Genomic DNA, 21,046 nt, shown 5'->3' on the forward strand with positions numbered 1-21,046 from the left:
GCCGGTCAAGGGCCACGTGCCGACCTGTAGCCGTGGTGCGGATTCCTGAGGGGTGCAAGACGAAGGATAGGCGGGGACGGAAGAGCATGCTCTTCCGTCCCCGCCAAGATGCGCGTGCAGTTAGGGCTACTTGGCCTTCTTGGCCGCGCCCTTCTCGGTGGTGGCGTCCCGGTGGGCCAGTTCGCCCTCGGTGTTTTCGAGGTGCGAGCGCATGAACCACTGGAATTGCTCCAGTGCGGCGGTCTGGCCGATGAGGATGTCCTCGGTGATCGGGTCCAGCTCGCCGACCTCCTCGATGGTCTTGCGCATCGACTCGATGACCCCGGTGTAGACCACATCCAGGGCTGCAAGGTGCTCGGTGGTACGGGCTCGGCCAATCTCATAGTCGTCCCATTCGCGTGCCTTGACCAATGCGCCGGGCAGGCCGTTCGGGGCAACGCCCATGGTGGCCATGCGTTCGGCCAGCGCGTCGATCATGGCGCGAACCAATTCAATCTGGGGGTCAAGCATTTCGTGGACGCCGATGAAGTCGCGTCCCACGACATTCCAGTGTGCGTGCTTAAGCGTCAATTGCAGGTCGTTGAATGCGTGGATCCGCATTTGCAGGGCGTTGGCGACCTTGTGGCCGTTGGCCAGACTCATTCCCGGAACGGTGAATCCTGCATTGCTCGTGGTTTTTGCTGCCATTGATGCCTCCTCGATGTTCGACTGCCGCGCAGTCTTCCGTGGATATCCATGTGATGTAGCGGTACTTAGGAACGTATCATGCACCGGGCGCAAAAGGCCCGGGATTTACGCGTAGGGAAAACACAAGAACACCGAACGGCTGGTTTCTGCTAGGCGCAACCCGTCATTCCGCCGGCAGCTTCGAGCGCGGGGTGACAATCCGGGGCAGGACGAGCAAGAGGAAGAGGGCTGCGGCCGTGAGGATCCCTCCCACCAACAGGCCCATCTGCCAACCGTGCAGGACCTGGATGACAAACCAGACGCACCCGGCCACCAAGACACCCACCCCCACGACGACAATCCGGGAGATGATATGGCCCAGGTGGACGGTGGTGGCCTTGAGCTGCTGGCCGAAGAAGTGGCGGTGCACGGCCACGGGGGTAACCAGCAACAGGATCACCAGGGCCGACGCGACCAGCAGCACCAAATAGAACCTCTCATCGGGTGCCTCAAGGGTGTCGAAGCGGGACTGGAAGGGCAGGACGACCAGGAAGGCTGCCAGGATCTGTGCCCCGGTTTGCATCACGCGCATTTCCTGCAATAGCTCGTTCCACTTGCGGTGCAGTTCCTCGTCGCTGTTCTCGGTCTCTTGGACGTTGTCGGTGTGCTTGGCCATGTCAGGTTCCTCTGCCGGGGACGGTGTGTCAAAAACATTATGCGACGCCCGGGCGCAGGACACGACAACACGGCGGATAACCCACATAACAACGCAACGGCTGGAGATCGGCGGGTATGCGGCTTAGTGTGGGGATGGTGAACAGCATTGGGCAGGACACCGAATACACGCCGGCACCAAACAAGCATGACGGGTTCGTCCACGTGCGCGGCGCCAACGAGAACAACCTGCAGGACGTGGAGGTGCGCATCCCGCGCGATGCTATCGTCGCCTTCACCGGGGTCTCGGGGTCGGGGAAATCCTCGCTGGCCTTTGGCACCATCTTTGCCGAGGCGCAGCGCCGATTCCTGGAATCCGTGGCACCCTATGCGCGTCGGCTCATCGCCCAGGGCCACACGCCCAAGGTCGAATTCATCTCCGGATTGCCGCCGGCCGTCGCCCTGCAACAGCGCCGCGGCACCGCCAGCTCCCGTTCCACCGTGGGCACGCTGACCACGCTCTCAAACTCGGTGCGCATGCTCTTCTCCCGGGCCGGGGACTATCCCCAGGGGGTTCCGCGCCTGGACTCGGACTCCTTCTCGCCGAACACCGCGGTGGGCGCCTGCCCGCAATGCCACGGCCTGGGCATCGCCCATACCGTCACCGAGGACTCACTGGTTCCTGACCCGTCACTGAGCATCCGCGAGGGCGCGATCGCCGCATGGCCCGGTGCCTGGCAGGGGAAGAACCTGCGCGACATCACCTCGCACCTGGGCCACGACGTGGATATACCCTTCCGGGAACTTCCCAAAAAGGTGCGTGACTGGCTGCTGTTCACCGAGGAGCAACCCGTGGTGGAAGTGACACCCGAACGCGACAGGGTCGCCAAGCCCTACAAGGGGCGGTTCTGGAGCGCGCGACGCTATGTGCTGCACACCGTGGCCGACTCCAAGTCCGAAACGATGCGCACCAAGGCGCTGCGCTTCATGCGCTCGGGCCCCTGCCCGGCATGCTCCGGGACGGGCTTCCGCCCCGAGGCCCTGGCGGTGGGCTTCGCCGGGTTGGACATCGCAGAGTTCAACGCCACCGCGCTCGATGCCCTCGCCACGGTGCTGCGGCCGGTTGCCGAGAACCGGCCGGCTCCCGGAGGGGAACCGGCACACGAGGTGGCCGCCACGATCGCTGCCGACCTGCTGGAGCGCATCGAGGTGCTCACCGGGTTGGGACTGGGCTACCTGAGCCTGGACCGCGGCACCCCCACGCTCTCGCCGGGGGAAATGCAGCGCTTGCGCATCGCCACGCAGCTGCGCTCGGGTCTCTTCGGGGTGATCTACGTGCTCGACGAACCATCCGCCGGACTGCACCCGGCCGACGCCCGACCGCTGCTGGAGGTGCTCGAGGCCTTGAAGGCCGGCGGGAACTCGGTCTTTGTGGTGGAACACAACATGGATGTGGTCGGCCGGGCGGACTGGATCATCGACGTGGGTCCCGGGGCGGGCGCGGGAGGCGGCAAGGTTCTCTACAGCGGACCGGTGGCGGGGCTGGCGAAGGTTCCCGAATCGGTGACCCGGCGCTTCCTGGAGCCCGCCGACGCCGCTGCACCCCGGACGCCGCGGGAAGCCGAGCACTGGCTGGAACTGGACGGGATCAGCCTGCACAACCTGGCGGATCTTGACGCGAGCTTCCCGCTGGGCGTGCTCAGCGCCGTCACCGGTGTTTCCGGATCCGGCAAGTCCTCGCTGGTCAGCCAGGCATTGGCGTACGGTGTTTTGGACAATATGCGCGGCGACGGATCCAATGGGTCCAACGGATCGCCCGATTCCTTCGAGTCGGTCGACGGCGAGCCGGACACGGCATCCGACCGGGCCACGGTGCGCGAGGTACGCGGAGCAGGGCGGATCGATCGGATCGTGGCCATGGACCAAAAACCCATTGGCCGCACTCCGCGCTCCAACCTCGCCACGTACACCGGCCTCTTCGACGCGGTGCGCAGGGCCTTTGCCGACACATCCTTGGCCAGGCAGCGCGGCTACGGGGCAGGGCGGTTTTCCTTCAATGTGGCCGGCGGGCGCTGCGAGACGTGTCTGGGCGAGGGATACCTGGAAGTTGAATTGCTCTTCCTGCCCGGCAGCTACGGCCCCTGCCCCGAATGCCACGGATCGCGCTACAACCCCGAGACCCTCGAGGTCACCTACGAGGGCAGGAACATCGCCGAGATCCTGGCCCTGAGCGTGGACGAGGCCGCCGAATTCCTGGCCGGCATTCCGGCCGCGGCACGGTCCCTGGAGACGTTGCGCGACGTGGGATTGGGCTACCTGTCCCTGGGTCAACCGGCGCCCGAGCTCTCCGGCGGCGAGGCCCAGCGCATCAAGCTGGCCACCGAGTTGCAGCGTGCCCGGCGGGGCCACACGCTCTACCTGTTGGACGAGCCCACCACCGGCCTGCACCCGGCGGATGTGCAATTACTGCTGGGCCAACTGCACCGGCTGGTCGATGAATCCAACACCGTGATCGTGGTGGAACACCACATGGATGTGGTGGCAGCCGCCGACTGGGTCATCGACCTGGGCCCGGAGGGCGGGGACGCCGGAGGGAAAATCGTTGCCACCGGGACCCCTGCGCAATTGGCTGCGCACCCGAAGTCCAGGACCGCTCCCTACCTCGCCAAGCGACTGGGGATCGCGGGGTCCAACCGTCGGTAACCGGCGGGCGCCGCGCTAGGCGGGAAAGCCAAGGTCGCGGCGGTGGTTCTGGCGCATCACGTGGCGGATGCGCCCGACCGTGCTGGGCGTAAGCACCGCGTCGATGTGCTTCTGCAGTGCCCGAGCCTGCTTCTGAAGGTTGACCGGGTGGCCGCCCTTGCGAAACTGCCGGGCAACATGGGCCGCGAGTGCGTCCTGCGCATAGGCGATGAAGGCCTGTGGCCTGGCGGCACGGATCATGTCAAACGCCTCGATGGGGGAGTGCCCGCGATCCAGCAGGATCGCGAATCCCATGGAAGGGCCGCGGTTGATGCCCATGTGGCAGTGGGCCAGGACCTTCCCGCCCTCAAGCTCCGCGAGCCGGGCGAAGCGGTCGGGACCATGGGCCTACTAGTGCGTTGGCGAAAATGAAAGAATCAACGATGTGGATAACGAACTTGAACCCGGGCGCCGGCGTGAATCGGCGGAGATCCAGTTCCGCAGCGAAAGCTGGGCACTGTGGCTCGGGTTCGGCTGCACGGTGCTGGGCGTGGTGGTCGGGCTCATCGGCTTTGCAAACCACCGTCCGGATTTGGCGGGCTTCCCTTCCGTGGGCGTGTATTCCGCGATCCTGGCGGCACTGACAGCGTCGGGCGGAAGCGTCCTCGGCTACCTGAGGGTGCTGACCAAGACCCAGACCTGGCTACTGGACTTTCCGCTCTACCGGCAGATCATCAACGCCGGCGCACTGGTGATCATCCACGCGGCAATTTCCGCGATGGCGGCACTTGTCACCTTTCGGATCTTTCAGGACGCCTTCCTGGGACTGACCGTGGACAGGTATGCGGGCAGCCTCATGTTGGGCATCACCGCCGGAATCGCCGGCTATGTTGCCCTGCTGTCCTCGGCGCGGGTGACGGCACAAAGCCTGTCAACGCTGCTGGCAGCCTTCATGACCACCGGCGTGTTCATCAGCATGCTGGCCGCTGAGAACCCGTTCTGGTGGCGCTCGATGTTCTCCGCCCTTGGCACCAGGTCCTCCGGGCTCATGTCCTTCTGGACGTTCAACGTCACCCTGGTCGTCTCCGGCCTGGTGCTCAGCACCCTGACCGCGTTCATCGTGCGCGACGTGATCAGGATGGCGCGCATTCACGACAGGCTGGCCACCGCGCACGGAAGGCCGCTGCCGCGTTTCATCCGGCCGCGCCCCGCGGTGGTGCGCACCTGCCTGCTGGGTCTGGGGGCCTGCGTCATCGGGATCGGACTGATCCCGTTCAACGTCTCGGCGCCGGTGCACTCGGCCATCGTGCGCATTGCCGCGGGATTCATCGTGGTGCTGCTGCTGGGCGCGGCCCTTTGGCTGCCGGGATTCCCCTGGGTGTTCCACCTGCTCTCATTTGCCTGCTTCCTGGGGCTGGTGGGCGCTGCCCTGCTCTGGCAGCCGCTGGCCTACTACAACCTCACGGCCTTCGAACTGGCCGTCGTGGGCATCGTCTTTGGCTGGCTCAGCGTGTTCATCCGCACCACCGACGCGGCCCTCGCCGTCAAGAGGAAGGAACTTGCCGACGTCTTGGCCGTCAACGGCTGAGCCTAGGCGCCCACGTGTTCGAAGTGGGCCACGAACATGTCAGGCCGCACCAACACCACCGAGCCATTGGGCAGGCGGCGCTTGGGAGCGGCGACAAATTCATGCAGCGGCACCTGGTACTCGGCGGCCAGCTGCTCCCCGCGCTCCCGTCCGGCCGGGCCGTAGACGTGCACCTGCCAGCGGGCGTCGTTGAGCACCTCGAAGTTGTCGGCGTGTTCGCCGGTGCGGTTGGGCACCCACGGCAGGCGGCGGCCAAGCACCTGTCCGCGGCGCCGGGTTCGGGCAAAGCCGGTGGCCAGGGTGGCACGGTCCTTGGCGCTGTCATCCATCCAGTAGTGGATGCGGATCTGCGAGAGGTACCCGAAGAAGCGCCGCCCGGCAGGTATTCTGCCCATCAGACGCACGGCGGCCGGCCACACCAGAGGCAGCACCCGGGTGCGGATCGTGCGGGCCAGCAGGGAATCGGAGGTGGCGGCGCTGAAGAGCCTGTCGGTGGTGGCCACCAGGCGCAGGGCCACGGGGCGGCGTTCGACTTCGTAGCGCTCCAGGTAGGTCTCGGGCATGCGGCCGGAAAAGACGTCAGCCATCTTGCACACCAGGTTGTGTGCGTCCTGCAGCCCGGTGTTCATGCCCTGGGCTCCGACCGGCGAGTGGATGTGGGCGGCATCCCCGGCCAGGAAAACCCTGCCCCGGGCGAAGTGCTCGGCAACGCGGTGATGCACGCGGTAGGTGGTGAACCACGAGGCCGATCCGTACATGACACCGAACTCGCGGCGCAGGCTGGCCCGGGCGCGGTCCTCGTCGATATCGGGTTTGTCCCCGGTGGAGTCCTTGGGTTCGTGCAGGATGCCCAGCAGGCGACGCCGCTCGCCGCCGGAGTCGTCCCTGCCCATCGGCAAGCCGAGCATGAAGTTCTCATCGGAAAAGCGCAGGTTGATTCCCGAGCCCATGCCGGTGACCCCCTGGGCGTCGAGCACGTAGAAGACCTCGTCGTCGGTTTTCCCCTCAAAGGCAATGCCGAGGGATTCGCGGATGGGGGAGGAAGCGCCGTCCGCGGCGATCACGTAGCGAGCCGAAATGTGCACCGGCCCCTGCGGCCCGGTGCACTTGATGAGCAACTGGTCCCCGGTGTCCGAAAAGGACTCGTAGCCGTGCTCCCAGAGCACTTCGTTGCCCGCGTCTTTCAGGTAATCGGCCAACAGCTCCTCGTTGGCGCTCTGTTCCAACATGGTCAGTCCGGCGAAGGGCGTCTGGGCGTAGCCGAGCCGGTTGAGCTTGATGCTCTTGAAACTGCGGGAACCGATGCCCGGGCGCATTTCCCCGGTCGGCACCGAGCGTCGCTTGACCTCGTCCGCCAGCCCCAGTTGGCGGTAGATCTCCATGCTGCGTGCCTGCAGCGCCAGGGCGCGCGATTCGCGGGTGGGACCCGACTTCAAGTCAATGACCCGTGCGTCGATCCCGAAATTCTGCAGCCAAGCCCCGGCCATCAAACCCGTGGGCCCGGCACCGATTACCAAAACGTCTGTGTGCAGTAGCGTCGCGTCCATGAAACCCACGCTACGCCCCCATGCCCGGCAAAGCACTGATACGGGCCTTGTGGCGGCGCAATCACGTGCCGGTTTCCGCCGGGGGTGTTTCCTTCATCCGCGCAAGCGAGTCCAGGGCGCGGGCACGGGAGGCCATCAGGTCCACCATCTGATCGACCTTGGAATACGGGACAAAGCGGTCAATGTAGGAACCGTGCGGATCAAACTTCTTGGCCTGCAGCAACGGGTTGAAGACCTTGAAGAACGGGGAGGCGTCGGCCCCGCACCCGGCGACCCATTGCCAGTTGGCCGGGTTTGATGCCGCGTCCGCGTCCACGAGGGTGTCCCAAAACCATTCCTCGCCCACCTGCCAGTGGATACCCAGGTTCTTGACCAGGAAGCTGGCTGTGACCATGCGGACCCTGTTGTGCATCCATCCAGTTTCCCAAAGCTGCTTCATGCCGGCGTCCACCAGCCCGTAGCCCGTCGAACCATCGCACCAGGCCTTGAAGTGGCGGGCCGCCGTTGTTTCCTCCGGCCCTCTGTTTACGCCGGAGGCGGGCCAGGCCCAGTCAAACGCGTCGAACTCGCTGCGCAGGTTGCGGGTAGCCAAATCCGGGTAGTGGTAGAGCAGGTTCCAGCAGAAGTCGCGCCACCCCAGTTGACGCATCAAGGCCCGCGTGCCCTCGGCTCGCTCGGGATGGGCGCGCAACATGCCGCTGAGGGTCTCCCAGACCTCGACGGGACCCAGATGCCCCCAACGCAGGGCCGCCGACAAACGCGAGGTGCCGTCGGTGTCGGGCCTGTCGCGGGACGTGGCGTAGTCGCCGGCGATTTCCTCCAACACCACGCCCAGGCGGTCCCGGGCCGCGGCCTCGCCCGGAACCCAGGCGGCGGCCAGTCCGTGCGACCAGTCGGGAGCCGAGGGCAACAGGCCCCAGTCATCCAATTTTTCCGAGGTCAATTCGGTGGTCACGGGTTCCTGCGCTTCGGGCCCTTCCAGCACCGGGCGCATCGGCAGCCGCTGCAGCGCGTTGAAGAAGGGCGTGAAGACCTTGAAGTTCCTTGAATCCCGGGTCAGCACGGTCCACGGTTCGTGCAAGAGCGTTCCGGCGTGGCTGTGGGCCTCGAGCCCTGCGTCGGTCGCCAACTTCTTGGCCATGGCATCGACGGCGCGTTCGGCTCCGCCATAGCGACGGTTCCAATGCATGGTGGAGAAGCCGTCGACGGCGAGGAGCCCCGGAAGGACCTCGGCCGCGGCACCGCGGCGCAAAAGCAATGGCACGCCGAGTCCTGCCAATGATGCACGCAGTTCGTTCAATGCGTGATGCAGCCACCACTTGGCAGCGCCGCCCAACGGACGCACGCCCGGGGACTGCTCGTCAAGGATGAACAGGGCGGTTGTCGGCCCCGAGGCCATGGCGGCACAGAGCGCCGGATTGTCGGCCACGCGCAGGTCGTCGCGGAACCACACGATGGTGGATGATGCCTGGTTCATGTCGGTGCTCTTTCATGCGGACGGTGGTTTTTGGGACTAGCGGGACAGGGCGTACCAAATCAACAGCATGGTGACGAGGAACCCCGTGGCATAGTTCAGCCAGAGGAAGCGCACCCATCCGGCATGGGCGCGGGCGGAATCCTCGTCGTCCAGCCCGGCATGGGGCAGCACATTGGCCAGGTAGGGCAAGGCCAGCAGGCCCGCCAACGGTCCCGGCCAGTCGGTGAACAGGAGCAACGCGCCGGAGGCGAGGTAGGCCGCGGCGGCGAACCACACGGTCCGTTTCGCGCCCAGCACCGTGCCGATGGATGCCAGGAATGCTGCGCGGTCCGGGACGATGTCCTGCACCGCGCCGAACGCGTGTGAGGCCACGCCCCAGAGAAAGAACGCCACCAGGATCGCCACGAGCGCCGCGTCAAAACCGGCCCCCGCCAACACCAGTCCGAAGAGCGCGGGCGAGACGAAGTGGGTGCTGGAGGTCAGCGAGTCCAGGAAAGGACGCTCCTTGAAGCGCAGGTGCGGGGCGCTATAGGCGTAGAGCGCCGCCATCGATACCAGGAGCACCAAGTTCGCCTGCCAGGAACCGGCGATGCCCAGCACCACCAAGAAGGGCAGGCAGGCCACCGCGCAGGCCGCCAGGATCCCGCGGTGCCGGCTGCGGTCCACCACCGCGCCTTCGGCCCCGCCCTTACGGGGGTTCAGCCGGTCCGATTCGTAGTCGAAGACATCGTTGATCCCGTACATGGCCAGGTTGTAGGGGACGAGGAAGAAGAATGTTCCGACCACCCAGATCCAGTCGATCCTCCCGGCTGCCAACAGGTAGGCTGCGGCAAAGGGGTAGGCGGTGTTGACCCAGGAAACCGGGCGGGAAGTCATGAGCAGTTCGCGCAGCATCATGGTGTTTCCTTCCCGGTCCGGATCACTGGCGACGGGCTCGATGGGGCCTGGGCAAGACCGCTTCCCTTCACCGAAGCACCGGTTCCCCTAGGTGTCTTGCCCCCTGCGATCCACCACAGGGCAGGGACGAAGAACACCGCGCAGACCGGGTAGCTGAAGTCCTCCACCGGGGCCAGCCCGATGCGGAGGCCCAGCAACGTTTGGCTCCCGTAGCCAAAAAGCCCGGAGCCGATCATCACGTTGTCGAACACCGCGGTCAGCACCCAGAGCACGAGCAGGACGAGCCCCATCGGCGGAAGCACCGTGCGCAAGCTGATCCGGCGCAGGCGCACCGCCAAGAGGAAGAGCAAGAACGAACCGAGCATGAAGCACAAGGACAGCAGGGCGAAGTTCATGCTGTCTCCTTCGAATCCGGTAATGGCGTGGCGGTGGAATGGCGGTCGGTGCCGGCGGCTCTCCGCCGTGCCCGCCAGGCCATGGCTCCGGTGAGCAGGACCATCGTGTTGTAGCAGAGGAACAGCAGGAAGAAGGCTTCCTCCAGCGGCAACTGCTCGCCCAGCATCACCCCGGTCATGAGCGCCGAATCACGATGCAGGAAGATCCCCAGGTCGATGGCGATGACGTCCCAGAGCAGGAACATCGCGGTTCCACCGGCCAGCGCGAGCAGCGCGGGAAGCGGTTGGGCAAAGACGAACAGCCGGTACCTGGCATCCAGCACCGCCATGCAGGCAATGAGTGCCAGCAGGATGAGTAGGTAGGTCATGGTCTCGCCGCCCGGGTGGGTTCGGTCTTGGGCCGTGCCCCCGGCGACAGCCGGCCAGGGACCATGGGTCCCTTGTCCTTGATCCCGTTGACTGCCTTGGCGATGATCTCCGCGCTGATCAGGCACATTGGGACTCCGATGCCCGGACGCACCGAGCTGCCGGCATAGTGCAGGCCGCGCATCTTCGAGCTGTGGTTCGAGGGCCGGAAGAAGGCCGACTGGCTCAGCGTGTGGGCCAGCCCCAGGGCACCGCCCTGCCAGGCATTGACGTTTTCCACGAAGTCGCCGGGGCCAAGGCTTTGGCGCACCACGACCCTCTCGCGCAGGTCAGCAATGCCCGCCCAAGCGGCCAACTGGTCCAGCGCGGCATCCGCAACCGCCTCCACCGGCGGTGATCCGGTTCCGTCCGGGCCGCCCTTGCCCCACGCGGGCAGGGCGGGGGAAGGCACGAGGATGAACAGGTTTTCATGTCCGTCCGGTGCCACGGAGGGGTCCGTGGCGCTGGGCATGCAGACATACAGGCTGGTTTCCGCCGATAGGTCCTCTCCACGGTGGATGCGCCCGAAATTGTCGTCCCAGTCGGTGGTGAACAACAGGTTGTGGTGGCTGAGCTTGGGGAGCTTGCCCCGGATGCCCAGACAGAGCAGTACGGCACTGGGCCCGGGATCGCGCCGCTTCCAACTGGCTTCGGAGGAGGAGCGAAGTTTCGCCGGGAGCAATTCGGTCTCCAGGTGGTGCAGGTCTGCGGCACCCACCACCACGTCGGCTTTCAGGCGTTGTTCCGGACCCGTTAGGTTGCCGGGGTCGCCCGCCTCGACCCAGCGCACCGCCTCGACCCGGGGTGTGCCCGCGGCGGTGTCAGCGTCGATGCCCGTGACCCGGGCGCCGGTGATGATCGTGACGCCGGCGGCCCGGCAGAGTCCTGCCATCACGTCGACCAGGTGTGCAAAGCCGCCCATCGGGTATTTCACGCCTTGGGTCAGGTCCAGGTGGCTCATCAGGTGGTAGAGCGCCGGGGTGCGCTTGGGGCTCGAGCCCAGGAACACCGCGGGGTAACCCAGGATCTGGCGCAGGCGCGGATCGCTGAAGCGGCTGGCCACGAGCGAATCCAGGGAGCCGGCCAGCAGCGGTGCAAGCCGTGGCAGCAGTGCCACCACCCGCGGGTCCAGGAAGCTGGCAGGGGAGGAGAAATCCGCATAGAGAAAATGCTTCAGCGCCAGGTCGTAGCTCTCGGCGGACTGTTCCAGGTATTTATCCAGCGCGGCACCGGCACCAGGCTGGAGGGATTCGAAGGCGTCGCGGGCCCCGGAGCCCGTTGGCATGTCCAACGGGGTGTAGTCGCCCTGGAACCAGGTCCGGTAGCCGATCCCGAGGTCCACGAGATCCAGCTCGGTGTCCGTGGAAGTGCCCATGAGCTCAAACCAGTGCTCGATGACTTCGGGCATCAGGTACCAGGAGGGGCCGGTGTCAAAGCTGAAGCCCTCGCGCTGCAGGCGTCCGGCGCGGCCACCGAGCACCGTCTGTTTCTCCAGCAGCGTGACCCGGTGGCCGGAGGCGGCCAGCAGGCCCGCGGTGGCCAATCCGGAGAAACCGCCGCCGATGACCACCACCTCTTGTGCGGCAGTGTGGGCAGGGTTCTTCATGGGTTTCGCTTTCATGCCGCGTTCACCGTGGCTGACTTGGGGCGCCGGCCCATGGTGGTGCGCAGCGCGATGTATGCCTTGCGGCGGGCGGGAACGGAGATCCGTCGGGTCATGAGATCGGCGGCGTCGGTGTGTTCGAGGCGGCGGTTCAGTTCGCTGAACAGCCCGTGGGCCATGGACACTGCCTGTGCGGCGCGCGGCGCCAGGTGGGGGATGCCGCGGGCCGCGGCGTCCAGGTCCGCCCGGATCTCGTGGACCAATGCGTTCTTGTGCGCGTCGGTGAATGCCGCCGGGTCCAAACCCGGGAAGTAGCTGCGTCCCAGTGAGGAGGTGTCCTCCGCCAGGTCGCGCAGGAAGTTGACCTTCTGGAAGGCTGCGCCCAGTCGTCGGGCGGCGGCCTCGGTTTCCGCCTCGTGTCCGGTGGGGGCGTGGGGCATGGAACGGAAGACCCGCAGGCACATCAATCCCACGACCTCCGCCGATCCGTAGATGTAGCCCTGAAGAGTCGTGGCGTCGTGGGTGGACACCTCCAGGTCGCTGCGCATTGAGGCGAAGAACGGGCGGGTCAGCGCGGTGTCGATGCCTTGGGAACGGGCGGTGCAGGCGAAGGCGTGCACGATCATGTTGGTGCTGTAGCCGCTGGCCAGCGCCGCCTCGGTTTCCTCCTCGAGCCGTTGCAGAGCGGCAGCGACGGCAGGTGCGTCCAGCCCGGCCTCGCGGGCGACCCCGTCGACGACCTCGTCGGCCAGGCGCACCAGGGCATAGATATTGGAGATGTGTTCGCGCGCGGGGCGCCCCAGCATGCGGCAGGCCAGCGAGAACGAGGTGGAGTATCGGGCGATGACGACCCGGGCGCTGCTGCTGGCCGTGGCCGAGTAGCGTTGCAGGGCGGTGGGCTGGCCGCTTGCGTGGCCGGCGGCCGGTGCCCCGGTTTTGACTGCGGTGTCGTGTTTCACGGACTAGGCCCCCCGGTTCAGGATCAGGCCGGCGAAGCCCTCGAGCTCGGTGGATACATGGGCAGGCAGCCCCAAGGCGCGTGAGGCGGAGGTGGCACTGGCGCACAGGTCCTGGGCCAATTGCCGGGCAAAGCGCTCGGCGCCGGTCGATTCGAGCGCGGAGCGCATGGCCTGCACGTCCGTTCCCCGGTCACGGAAGCGCTGCAGGTCCTCGGTGAACCCGGGAGTGGAGGCCGCCATGGCGGTGAGGATGGTGCTTTTGCCCTCGCGCAGGTCGGACTCGATGGATTTTCCGGTTCGTGCCGGATCCCCGAAAGTCCCCAGCACGTCGTCGATGAGTTGGTAGGCAACGCCCAGCTGGCTGCCGATGTTGGCCAGGGCGGCGGCCCCGGTGGCATCTGCGCCTGCCAGCAGGGCACCGGTGTGCAGCGGCACCTGGAAGGAATAGGCGGCGGTCTTCAGTTTTTCCATGCGCAACACCTCCTGCACCTGGGCGGGCGCTGGATCCAGGGAAAAGAGCAGGTCTTCCAGCTCCCCGGCACCCGCGTGGTGGATTGCCTGGTGGAAGGAGTTCTCGATGATGGCTGCCTGGGGCAGTGAATCGGCGGCCCGCAGGGCGAGCTTGATGGCCGCGGCAAGCAACAGGTCGCCGGCGATGATGGCTGCCGCGTGGCCCGCATGCTCGGCGTTCTCCGCCGACTTGCCGCGCGCCAGCGCATCGTCGCGGTACAGCGCCGAGAGGGTGGGGCGCCCGCGCCGGGTGAAGTCGCGGTCGATCACGTCATCGTGCATCAGCAGCGACCCATGGAGCAGTTCGAAGGCGCAGCCCAGCAGGACGACGCGTTCGGAAACTTCGCCTAATTCAGCGTTGTCCACCGAGGCTGGAGCGAATGCCTCGTGGCCCAGCATGACTAGGCGCGGCCGGGTGAGCTTGCCACCTTCCAGTGCCTGTCCAATGCGGGACCACAGCATTTGGGTGGCCTTGGAATATTCCCCGGACGCGCGCCGATGTTCCTCGATGACAGAGGACAACAGCTGGCGGACCCGCGACTGGAGCACTTCCGTTTTCCCGGGTGCGGCGGCCCCGCAAGTCTGCGCGGGACTTTGGGTTGGCAGGCTCATGATCGTTCGTTCCGTTTCTGGGTGGTGGCGGGAGGGGTCAGGGTGTCGATCTGGGTGTGCATGGCCGTGAGGATGCCCTCGAGGTACCTCACCACGGCGCATTGTTCATCGGGGTCCAGCTCCTGGATGCCAAGTTCCGCATCGTTGAACAGCGGACGCAGTGCGGTCATGGTCAGGTTCACTGCCCGGGTGCTTGGATGGACGCGGATGCTGCGTCGGTCAGTGGGATGGGCCGCCCGCGACACGTAGCCGCGATCGCTCATCCGGTCGATGAGCGCTGTGGTCGCCGCGCTGGAAATATTTAGTTTTCCGGCCAGTTCCCCCGGAGTCATGGGGCGGTCAAGCATCAGATGCTGCAGGGCCTGGAAGTCGGTCTCGTTGATGCCAAGATGGCGACACACCGCATGTTCAAGGACATCATTGAGCATGAGGACCTCGTGCAACAGCTTGGATGCCGCGTGCGGACCGGACGTCTCGCCCGTGGAAACCTTGATCATCTATACCTCGAACGGTTGATTACTAGCTTATCTAGATACATCATGGGTTAACAAGTTAGTGTTTGTCGAGTAGGACTGAAGAATTCAGTGAAAATTTCCCCCGAGCCAAGGAGATCTCCCCATGCATTCCCCCCCAAAGGCCTCCTGGACCATCCGGATAGTCTGTGCCGCAGCGGTGTTTGCCGCGATCGCCGGCGCCTTCATCGGCAGCGGAGCGATGGGCGGCACCCCAATTGCCGAGGCTGCGGACGGCAGGCTGGGCGCAGATTCGACCTTGTTGGCTCCCGGCACCGGCGCCTTTTCCATCTGGAGCCTCGTGTATCTGGGCCTGGTCGTCTACGCGATCTGGCAACTGACGCCCCGCGCCGCACGCAGCGACACCCAGCGGCGTATCCGTCCGTTGGCGGCAGGCTCCGCGGTCCTCAACGCCCTGTGGATCGGCGTGGTGCAAGTTGGCTGGTTGGGTGCCAGCGTCGTGGTGATGCTGTTCCTGCTCGCGGTCCTGGCGAGGATCTTCGTGCTGATGCGGCCGCACATCGAACATCCCGCCGAACGCTGGATCATGGCACTGACCTTCGGCCCGTACCTGGGCTGGGTCAGCGTGGCGACGGTGGCCAACATCGCCGCTTGGCTGACGGCCCGGGGCGTGGGTGACGGAGCTGAATGGGCAACGCCCCTGGCCTGCGTTCTGGCGGTGATCGCGGCCCTGATCGGCGCCCTGACCGTGGTGTATTCCAGCGGCAGGATCGCAGCGGCCCTCGCCATGGTGTGGGGCATTGCCTGGATCGGGGTGGGGCGCGGCGACGGGGGCCTGGAATCCATGCCCGTCTCCGTCACCGCATATTCTGCGGCTACGGCCCTGCTGCTCTTCGCCCTCGTCGCTGCGGCAAGGCGCCGGGTTTATCCGGCCGCGACGTCCGCATCCGAGGTCGCGGCATGAGCGTCATCGCCGTCACCGGAGCCACCGGCTACATTGGCGGGCGGTTGGTCCCGTTGCTGCTGGAGCAGGGACACAGCGTGCGGGTGCTCACCCGTCGAAGCAACGCCCTGCGCGATGTTCCGTGGGGGACACGGGTGCAGATTGTGGAGGGGGATCTCACCGATCCGGATGCCGCCGCGGAACTGTGTGAGGGAGCCGAGGTCCTCTACTACCTGGTCCACTCCATGGGCGGCACCAGCAATTTCGCCCCCGTTGAGGAACGTTGTGCCAACACGATTGTGGAAGCGGCACGGGCCGCGGGCATCGGGCGTCTGGTCTATCTCTCGGGTTTGCATCCCGAGGGCGAGCTGAGTCGCCACCTGGCCTCCCGGGTCAAGGTCGGGCGCATTCTGGAATCCAGCGGCATTCCCACCATTACGTTGCAGGCGGGGCTGATCATCGGCTCCGGGTCCGCAAGCTTTGAGATGGTCCGCCACCTTACTGACGTGCTTCCGGTGATGCCTGCCCCGCGCTGGGTGCTGAACCGGGTTCAGCCCATCGCCGTGCGCGATGCCCTGCACTACCTCAGTCAATGCGCACTTCTTCCCTCGGAGGTGTCCGGCGCCTACGACATCGGCGGACCCGAGGCACACAGCTACGGGGACATGATGCGCCTCTATGCCGATGCCGCGGGCATCCGCCGTCCGGTCATCCTGGCGTTGCCGGTGCTGACCCCGTGGCTGGCGGCCCAGTGGGTCAACCTGGTCACCCCGATCCCGCGCGCGCTGGCCATTCCGCTGGTCGAGTCCCTGCAACACGACTGCGTGATGCGAAACCGCGACATCGATGCGGTCATCGACCGCCCTGCAGAGGGGCTGACCGGGTACCGGAGCTCCGTTGAATTGGCACTGGCCAAGATGCGTGATGACACGGTGGAAACGACATGGGCCACCGCCCATGCCCTGGAGGCACCCGCCGAGCCGCTGCCCTCGGATCCGCAATGGGCCGGGCACACCGTCTTCACCGATGTTCGGGAGCGAGATACCAGTGCGAGTCCCGCTGCGCTGTTCCGGGTCATCGCGTCACTGGGCGGGGAAACCGGCTACTACTCGCTGCCCGGTGCCTGGGCGCTGCGCGGGATCCTGGACAAGCTCGCCGGGGGAGTGGGCCTGCGCCGCGGGCGGCGCAACCGCACCTCCCTTGCGTTGGGGGACGCGGTGGACTGGTGGCGCGTGGAGGAGCTGGTGCCGGATCGCCTGCTGCGCCTGCGCGCGGAAATGCGGGTCCCCGGGCGGGCCTGGCTGGAGCTCTCGGTGGAACCGACCGAATCGGGCAGCCACTACCGACAGCGTGCAGTGTTCTTCCCCGAGGGTCTGGCGGGCCGGCTCTACTGGCTGGCGATCCTGCCCTTCCACGGGGTGATCTTCTCCTCCATGGCCCGTCGCATCACCACTGCCGCCGAGGGGCTCGAGGCCACGGACGCGGCCTAGTCTTGGGAGGGCTTGCGCTCGCCGACCGATCCGATGCTGTCCTCAAGGTCCATGGCCGTTTCGGCGAGGAAACGGATGACCACCTCGCGTTCGGCGGGGCTCAGCCGTGCTGCCGCGCCGAAGCGCGCGGCATGGTGCCGACCGACCTGCTGGCGGGCGGCAAGGTGGGTCTCGGGGGTCACGGTGATGCACAGGGAGCGGCGGTCGGTGGGGTGTGCCGCGCGCACCACGTGTCCCGCCTTCTCCAGCCGGTCCACCATCTTGGTCACCGAAGCGGTGGTGATCCCTAGGTGCTTGGCAAGCATGCCCGGAGTCGCCGCGGTGTCGGTGTTCTTGGCCGAGATCAGGAACCTGATGGCCCGCATGTCAGTCTCGTTCAGGTTCATGTAGCTTTGCGAGGCACGGGAGATCTTGCGTTCAACGGCCCGCAACCTGCCCATTTCGGCCATGATCCGATCGATCTGCTTCAGCGTTTCCTCGCTGAGCTTCGACCTGTCGATCAATTCGCTGCGCGGGTCGCTCGAGGCAAGGTTGAAGATCGTGGGAAGTTCCTCGCGGTCCACTGGATTCCACTCCCTTCCCTTGCGCAGGCTGATAAGTTCGACGTCCCCATGATACGACCCGGTCAGGCCACGGCCGGTATCGCCCGGGTTCTGCGACCGGGAAACCTCGCACGGCCGTCCTGCTCGCCCCCCTGTTCGCCGCGGGTCCCGCGCGGCGGCCCCGGGTGGTGCCCAATCTCACCGCCCACACTCTGGACATGCATGGGAGAATGGAAACGATGACTTCCCCCGAAAAAACCCCAGTGACCGTGCCTGCCACTACTGCGCCCGCCGCAGAGGACGCCGCGGCCCGTCGCGCCGCCCAGGCCGCGGCCCAGGGTGCCCAGCAAATGCGCATCTCCGAATCCCGTGCCAAGGCCGAGGGCCGCGCACAGGTGCGCCCCACCGCCGAGGGGTGGAAGCAGGCCATGGGCGAGGACGGCCGCCCGCAGCTCCAGTTCACCGCCAAGGCCCGCGTCAGCCAGCCGCCGATGCACCTTGCCGACCTCACGCTGGCCGAACGAGCCGCCAAGCTCAAGGAGATCGGCCTGCCGGCCTTCCGCGCCAAGCAGCTCTCGGTGCACTACTTCCAGCACTACACCACCGATCCCGAGCTGATGAGCGACCTTCCCAAGGACCGCCGCGCCGAGATCGCCGAGGTCATGTTCCCGAAGCTGCTGACCGAGGTGAAGCGACTGGCCACCGACGATGGCCGGACCATCAAGTTCCTGTGGCGCCTCTTCGATGGCTCGCTGGTCGAGTCGGTGCTGATGCGCTACTCCAATCGCATCACCCTGTGCATCTCCTCGCAGTGCGGCTGCGGCATGAACTGCCCGTTCTGCGCCACCGGCCAGGCCGGTCTGACCCGCAACATGTCCACCGCCGAAATCCTGGACCAGATCGTCCAGGCCAACCGCGTGATTGCCGAGGGCGGACTGGGCGGCCAGAAGCACCCCGAGGAGCGCGTGGGCAACATCGTGTTCATGGGCATGGGCGAACCCCTGGCCAACTACAAGCGCGTCATGAACGCCGTGCACCGCATGGTGGCCGAGGCCCCCGAGGGCCTGGGCATGAGCGCCCGCGGCATTACGGTCTCAACCGTGGGCCTGGTCCCGGCCATCAACAAGCTTGCCGAAGAGGGCGTCCCGGTCACCTTCGCGCTGTCGCTGCACGCGCCGGATGACGAACTGCGCGATGAGATGATCCCGGTGAATTCGAAGTGGAAGGTCGACGAGGCCCTGGATGCCGCGTTCAACTACTACGTGAAGACCGGTCGTCGCGTCTCCATCGAGTACGCGCTGATCAAGGACATGAACGACCACGGCTGGCGCGCGGACCTGTTGGCCCGAAAGCTCAACGCCCGCGGCCGCGGCTGGGTCCACGTGAACCCGATCCCGCTGAACCCGACCCCGGGATCGGTCTGGACCTCCTCGGAGCCGGACGTCACCGCCGAGTTCATCGACCGCCTGGAGTCCGCCGGCGTGCCCACCACGCTGCGCGACACCCGCGGCAAGGAAATCGACGGCGCGTGCGGCCAGCTCGCCGCGGCTGAGTAGGCTGTAACCACCACGTTGGGGCGCGATGCGCCATTGATGAGATGAGTCGACAAGTGTCACTGGCAGCACCGTTTTTCCTGGACAAGTCCGACACCGCCAGCTGGAAGGCCCTGAACGGCCTTTCGCTCAAGGTCAAGGAAGCCGCGGATGCCGCCGGGCTGGGCACACGCCTCATCGAGCTGCTCAATGTGCGCATTTCCCAGATCAACGGCTGCTCGTACTGCCTGGACATGCACGGCCGGATGGCCCTGGAAGCAGGCGAGACCTCCCAGCGACTGGCGGTGCTCTCCACCTGGCGTGAGACCGAGTTGTTCGACGACCTGGAGTCGGCCGCGCTCTCGGTCGCCGAGGCCGCCACCTCCCTGCCTGACTCGGAAGCACGGATTGCCGAGCTGGCAGCCTCGCGCCTGGTACTCGACGACGCGCAGTTCTCCGCCGTCCAGTGGGCAGCCATTGCCATGAATGCCTTCAACCGCGTCTCCATCCTGTCCCAGCACCCGGTGCGCCCGAGCAAGAAGTAGCGGGGCCATGGCAGCGGGCACGACCGATTCCCGGGGCGCGGAGACGCGACCCGAATCCGTGCTCTCGCGCTTCGCCCCGGAAGCCGTCTACCTGCTGGGCGGGGGACGCGCCATCCTGCTGCAGCTCGCGATGCCCGGGGTTGGCCACGGTGTGGCCAGGCATTCGAATTTTGCCGTCAATCCGTTGGGCCGCCTCAACGGCACCTTGACGTATATCTATGCCCTGAGCAACGGTACCGACGAGCAACGGGCCAAGGTCCGGTCGATAGTTCACGAGGCTCATGCCCCGGTCAAGGCGCCGGCCGCCCAGGATGGATCGCACCCTGCCTACTCTGCGCGTGACCCGAAGCTGCAATTGTGGGTTGCCGCCACGCTCTATGACTCGGCCATGACGATCCAGCGTGCGGTGTTCCCGCCGCTCGACGATGACACAGCCGAGGCCCTGTACCGCGATTATGCGCAGCTGGGAACCGAACTGGGGATGCCCGCTCACCTCTGGCCTGCGACCCGGGCTGACTTCGCGGAGTACTGGGCCGAGACGCTTGGGCAATTAAGGGTCGATGCGCCGGTACGTGCGGTCGCACATGAACTCCTGGCCGCCAAGCAGGCACCGCCGTGGATCCGTGCTGCGATGCCACTGGTCCGGCTGATGACCATCGGGCTGCTGCCCGAGCCGGTGCGCACCATGTTTGGCTTCTCATTTGGCCCACGCCAACAGCGCCGAATGGACCTGGTGCTATGCTCCGCACGCATATCGACGCGAATCCTGCCTCGGGTCTTTCGGCACTTTCCGATGCATTTTTACCTCCGTCGTCTGGATAGGCGATAACTACCCGCAAATTATCGTGAATAAGGAACCCGCGACTAGCCGCTTGACTAGTCTGTTAGCGACAACTGGATAGGGTTCCCCGGTAAATGGCCACGACTTGGCAAAAAACCTATTATCGTGCTCATTAGAGACGTTTTCCTGTTAGATTCTTAGGTAGTTGATACATCAACTAATGGCGTTCGCGTAGTACCGATTCAGCTGGGGCTGACGGTCGCGCCGGAGAATATTAGCAAGGGGGAGCTCATGTCTCAGAAGGAAAAGAACCGCAAGATCCGGGCGATACTGGCCGGTGGAATGGTCCTTGGGGTCGGTGCAGCGGTGACGCTTGCCGCCTGGAGCGATTCCGAGTTTGCGGAAGGCATTTTCGGCACTGGTGCGTTCGATCTAGAAGGTAGCGCTACCGGAATCGGATATAGCAGCCACACGGAAGGCAATGCCGTCGACTTGTCCTTCCCGCTTGACGCCTCAGAGATTTCGGCAGACCAGACGATTCAAGCACCGTTTGCCGTTCGGTTGAGCGAAGCAACAACCGAGAATGCGAACGTGACAATGGCCGCGGAATTTGTGGGAAGCATTAATGAACTGGTCCCCGAAAGTTGGACTCGGTAAGTAAAAGTCTACGCAGCCAGTGCCTGGGCCCGGTATTTCATCGGGCTCAGGCACTCGAGCGTTAACGAGATGCGGTCATAGTTGTACC

At 65.8% G+C, this 21,046-nt stretch carries 22 protein-coding genes; 8 read left to right on the plus strand and 14 right to left on the minus strand.

The features are described 5' to 3' along the window. Nucleotides 1-126: 126 nt before the first annotated feature. Together OIU93_RS04525 and OIU93_RS04530 are read right to left on the minus strand one after the other, a co-directional pair. A complete protein-coding gene (locus OIU93_RS04525; RefSeq protein WP_264268887.1) occupies nucleotides 127-687 on the minus strand; it encodes a Dps family protein in 561 nt (186 codons plus the stop codon). Nucleotides 688-850: 163 nt separating this feature from the next. Then, nucleotides 851-1,342, minus strand: a complete 492-nt coding sequence (locus OIU93_RS04530) for a DUF6328 family protein (protein ID WP_264268888.1) — start codon at nucleotides 1,340-1,342, stop codon at nucleotides 851-853. A 134-nt stretch (nucleotides 1,343-1,476) separates the two neighbouring features. Here OIU93_RS04530 and OIU93_RS04535 point away from each other — a divergent pair, with 134 nt between their 5' ends. Further along, nucleotides 1,477-4,023, plus strand: coding sequence for an excinuclease ABC subunit UvrA (locus tag OIU93_RS04535; RefSeq protein WP_264268889.1), 2,547 nt, complete (start codon nucleotides 1,477-1,479; stop codon nucleotides 4,021-4,023). A 15-nt stretch (nucleotides 4,024-4,038) separates the two neighbouring features. Here the strand turns inward: OIU93_RS04535 and OIU93_RS04540 are convergent, their stop codons facing one another. Next, the gene (locus OIU93_RS04540) at nucleotides 4,039-4,341 is read right to left on the minus strand and encodes a hypothetical protein (RefSeq protein ID WP_264268890.1); all 303 of its coding nucleotides are present in this window, start codon (nucleotides 4,339-4,341) and stop codon (nucleotides 4,039-4,041) included. A 106-nt stretch (nucleotides 4,342-4,447) separates the two neighbouring features. On the opposite strand from OIU93_RS04540, the gene OIU93_RS04545 reads away from it, so the two are divergent. Beyond that, on the plus strand, nucleotides 4,448-5,590 hold the full coding sequence (locus OIU93_RS04545; protein WP_264268891.1) for a hypothetical protein: 1,143 nt from the start codon (nucleotides 4,448-4,450) through the stop codon (nucleotides 5,588-5,590). Between the two features lie 2 nt (nucleotides 5,591-5,592). Here OIU93_RS04545 and OIU93_RS04550 read toward each other — a convergent pair whose 3' ends face one another. The 9 genes from OIU93_RS04550 to OIU93_RS04590 form a co-directional block, all read right to left on the minus strand. After that, nucleotides 5,593-7,137 carry an FAD-dependent monooxygenase gene (locus tag OIU93_RS04550; protein ID WP_264268892.1) on the minus strand — a complete coding sequence of 515 codons (1,545 nt, stop codon included), beginning with the start codon at nucleotides 7,135-7,137 and terminating at the stop codon, nucleotides 5,593-5,595. 61 nt (nucleotides 7,138-7,198) lie between these two features. Next, nucleotides 7,199-8,614 carry a deoxyribodipyrimidine photo-lyase gene (locus OIU93_RS04555; RefSeq protein WP_264268893.1) on the minus strand — a complete coding sequence of 472 codons (1,416 nt, stop codon included), beginning with the start codon at nucleotides 8,612-8,614 and terminating at the stop codon, nucleotides 7,199-7,201. Nucleotides 8,615-8,650: 36 nt separating this feature from the next. Further along, entirely contained in the window at nucleotides 8,651-9,508 is an 858-nt protein-coding gene (locus tag OIU93_RS04560) for a prenyltransferase (protein ID WP_264268916.1), read from the minus strand. Continuing rightward, complete coding sequence (locus OIU93_RS04565; RefSeq protein ID WP_264268894.1) at nucleotides 9,508-9,906, minus strand: lycopene cyclase domain-containing protein; 399 nt, start codon at nucleotides 9,904-9,906, stop codon at nucleotides 9,508-9,510. The genes OIU93_RS04560 and OIU93_RS04565 overlap by 1 nt, the downstream gene beginning before the upstream one ends. Continuing rightward, a complete protein-coding gene (locus OIU93_RS04570; protein ID WP_264268895.1) occupies nucleotides 9,903-10,274 on the minus strand; it encodes a lycopene cyclase domain-containing protein in 372 nt (123 codons plus the stop codon). The genes OIU93_RS04565 and OIU93_RS04570 overlap by 4 nt, the downstream gene beginning before the upstream one ends. Beyond that, complete coding sequence (gene crtI / locus OIU93_RS04575) at nucleotides 10,271-11,932, minus strand: phytoene desaturase family protein (RefSeq protein ID WP_264268896.1); 1,662 nt, start codon at nucleotides 11,930-11,932, stop codon at nucleotides 10,271-10,273. The genes OIU93_RS04570 and crtI overlap by 4 nt, the downstream gene beginning before the upstream one ends. Beyond that, a complete protein-coding gene (locus OIU93_RS04580) occupies nucleotides 11,929-12,873 on the minus strand; it encodes a phytoene/squalene synthase family protein (RefSeq protein WP_264268897.1) in 945 nt (314 codons plus the stop codon). Before OIU93_RS04580 ends, crtI begins: the two co-directional genes overlap by 4 nt. Before the next feature lie 3 nt (nucleotides 12,874-12,876). Continuing rightward, nucleotides 12,877-13,995: a polyprenyl synthetase family protein gene (locus OIU93_RS04585; protein WP_264268898.1), complete on the minus strand. Its 1,119-nt coding sequence runs from the start codon at nucleotides 13,993-13,995 to the stop codon at nucleotides 12,877-12,879. Next, entirely contained in the window at nucleotides 13,992-14,492 is a 501-nt protein-coding gene (locus OIU93_RS04590; RefSeq protein WP_264268899.1) for a MarR family winged helix-turn-helix transcriptional regulator, read from the minus strand. Before OIU93_RS04590 ends, OIU93_RS04585 begins: the two co-directional genes overlap by 4 nt. Before the next feature lie 121 nt (nucleotides 14,493-14,613). Here OIU93_RS04590 and OIU93_RS04595 point away from each other — a divergent pair, with 121 nt between their 5' ends. Further along, a complete protein-coding gene (locus OIU93_RS04595) occupies nucleotides 14,614-15,432 on the plus strand; it encodes a tryptophan-rich sensory protein (protein ID WP_264268900.1) in 819 nt (272 codons plus the stop codon). Beyond that, nucleotides 15,429-16,901, plus strand: a complete 1,473-nt coding sequence (locus OIU93_RS04600) for an SDR family oxidoreductase (protein WP_264268901.1) — start codon at nucleotides 15,429-15,431, stop codon at nucleotides 16,899-16,901. The genes OIU93_RS04595 and OIU93_RS04600 overlap by 4 nt, the downstream gene beginning before the upstream one ends. On the opposite strand, the gene OIU93_RS04605 is transcribed toward OIU93_RS04600, so the two are convergent. Next, a complete protein-coding gene (locus OIU93_RS04605) occupies nucleotides 16,898-17,464 on the minus strand; it encodes a MarR family winged helix-turn-helix transcriptional regulator (RefSeq protein WP_264268902.1) in 567 nt (188 codons plus the stop codon). The genes OIU93_RS04600 and OIU93_RS04605 overlap by 4 nt on opposite strands. A 329-nt stretch (nucleotides 17,465-17,793) precedes the next feature. On the opposite strand from OIU93_RS04605, the gene rlmN reads away from it, so the two are divergent. The 4 genes from rlmN to OIU93_RS04625 all read left to right on the plus strand — a co-directional run bounded on the left by rlmN (nucleotide 17,794) and on the right by OIU93_RS04625 (nucleotide 20,958). After that, nucleotides 17,794-18,999 (plus strand): 23S rRNA (adenine(2503)-C(2))-methyltransferase RlmN, encoded by a 1,206-nt coding sequence (rlmN, locus tag OIU93_RS04610; RefSeq protein ID WP_264268917.1) that lies wholly within the window; start codon nucleotides 17,794-17,796, stop codon nucleotides 18,997-18,999. A gap of 53 nt (nucleotides 19,000-19,052) precedes the next feature. Beyond that, nucleotides 19,053-19,520, plus strand: a complete 468-nt coding sequence (locus OIU93_RS04615) for a carboxymuconolactone decarboxylase family protein (RefSeq protein ID WP_372342867.1) — start codon at nucleotides 19,053-19,055, stop codon at nucleotides 19,518-19,520. Nucleotides 19,521-19,527: 7 nt separating this feature from the next. Beyond that, on the plus strand, nucleotides 19,528-20,349 hold the full coding sequence (locus OIU93_RS04620; RefSeq protein WP_264268904.1) for an oxygenase MpaB family protein: 822 nt from the start codon (nucleotides 19,528-19,530) through the stop codon (nucleotides 20,347-20,349). Between the two features lie 243 nt (nucleotides 20,350-20,592). After that, a complete protein-coding gene (locus OIU93_RS04625; protein ID WP_264268905.1) occupies nucleotides 20,593-20,958 on the plus strand; it encodes a SipW-dependent-type signal peptide-containing protein in 366 nt (121 codons plus the stop codon). A gap of 8 nt (nucleotides 20,959-20,966) precedes the next feature. On the opposite strand, the gene OIU93_RS04630 is transcribed toward OIU93_RS04625, so the two are convergent. After that, nucleotides 20,967-21,046 (minus strand): IS3 family transposase (locus OIU93_RS04630; protein ID WP_372342868.1); only part of this gene is annotated, 80 nt, incomplete at its 5' end.

The organism is Paeniglutamicibacter sp. ZC-3 (assembly GCF_025847175.2).
In the GTDB taxonomy this organism is placed as follows: domain Bacteria; phylum Actinomycetota; class Actinomycetes; order Actinomycetales; family Micrococcaceae; genus Paeniglutamicibacter; species Paeniglutamicibacter sulfureus.

Coding starts and splice junctions, on each gene's coding strand:
- OIU93_RS04560 (WP_264268916.1), bottom strand. CDS start 9,508: ATGCTGCGCGAACTGCTCATGACTTCCCGCCCGGTTTCCTGGGTCAAC.
- OIU93_RS04595 (WP_264268900.1), top strand. CDS start 14,614: ATGCATTCCCCCCCAAAGGCCTCCTGGACCATCCGGATAGTCTGTGCC.
- OIU93_RS04530 (WP_264268888.1), bottom strand. CDS start 1,342: ATGGCCAAGCACACCGACAACGTCCAAGAGACCGAGAACAGCGACGAG.
- OIU93_RS04525 (WP_264268887.1), bottom strand. CDS start 687: ATGGCAGCAAAAACCACGAGCAATGCAGGATTCACCGTTCCGGGAATG.
- OIU93_RS04550 (WP_264268892.1), bottom strand. CDS start 7,137: ATGGACGCGACGCTACTGCACACAGACGTTTTGGTAATCGGTGCCGGG.
- rlmN (WP_264268917.1), top strand. CDS start 17,794: ATGCGCATCTCCGAATCCCGTGCCAAGGCCGAGGGCCGCGCACAGGTG.
- OIU93_RS04565 (WP_264268894.1), bottom strand. CDS start 9,906: ATGAACTTCGCCCTGCTGTCCTTGTGCTTCATGCTCGGTTCGTTCTTG.
- OIU93_RS04625 (WP_264268905.1), top strand. CDS start 20,593: ATGTCTCAGAAGGAAAAGAACCGCAAGATCCGGGCGATACTGGCCGGT.
- OIU93_RS04620 (WP_264268904.1), top strand. CDS start 19,528: ATGGCAGCGGGCACGACCGATTCCCGGGGCGCGGAGACGCGACCCGAA.
- crtI (WP_264268896.1), bottom strand. CDS start 11,932: ATGAAAGCGAAACCCATGAAGAACCCTGCCCACACTGCCGCACAAGAG.
- OIU93_RS04585 (WP_264268898.1), bottom strand. CDS start 13,995: ATGAGCCTGCCAACCCAAAGTCCCGCGCAGACTTGCGGGGCCGCCGCA.
- OIU93_RS04570 (WP_264268895.1), bottom strand. CDS start 10,274: ATGACCTACCTACTCATCCTGCTGGCACTCATTGCCTGCATGGCGGTG.
- OIU93_RS04600 (WP_264268901.1), top strand. CDS start 15,429: ATGAGCGTCATCGCCGTCACCGGAGCCACCGGCTACATTGGCGGGCGG.
- OIU93_RS04555 (WP_264268893.1), bottom strand. CDS start 8,614: ATGAACCAGGCATCATCCACCATCGTGTGGTTCCGCGACGACCTGCGC.
- OIU93_RS04535 (WP_264268889.1), top strand. CDS start 1,477: ATGGTGAACAGCATTGGGCAGGACACCGAATACACGCCGGCACCAAAC.
- OIU93_RS04590 (WP_264268899.1), bottom strand. CDS start 14,492: ATGATCAAGGTTTCCACGGGCGAGACGTCCGGTCCGCACGCGGCATCC.
- OIU93_RS04540 (WP_264268890.1), bottom strand. CDS start 4,341: ATGGGCATCAACCGCGGCCCTTCCATGGGATTCGCGATCCTGCTGGAT.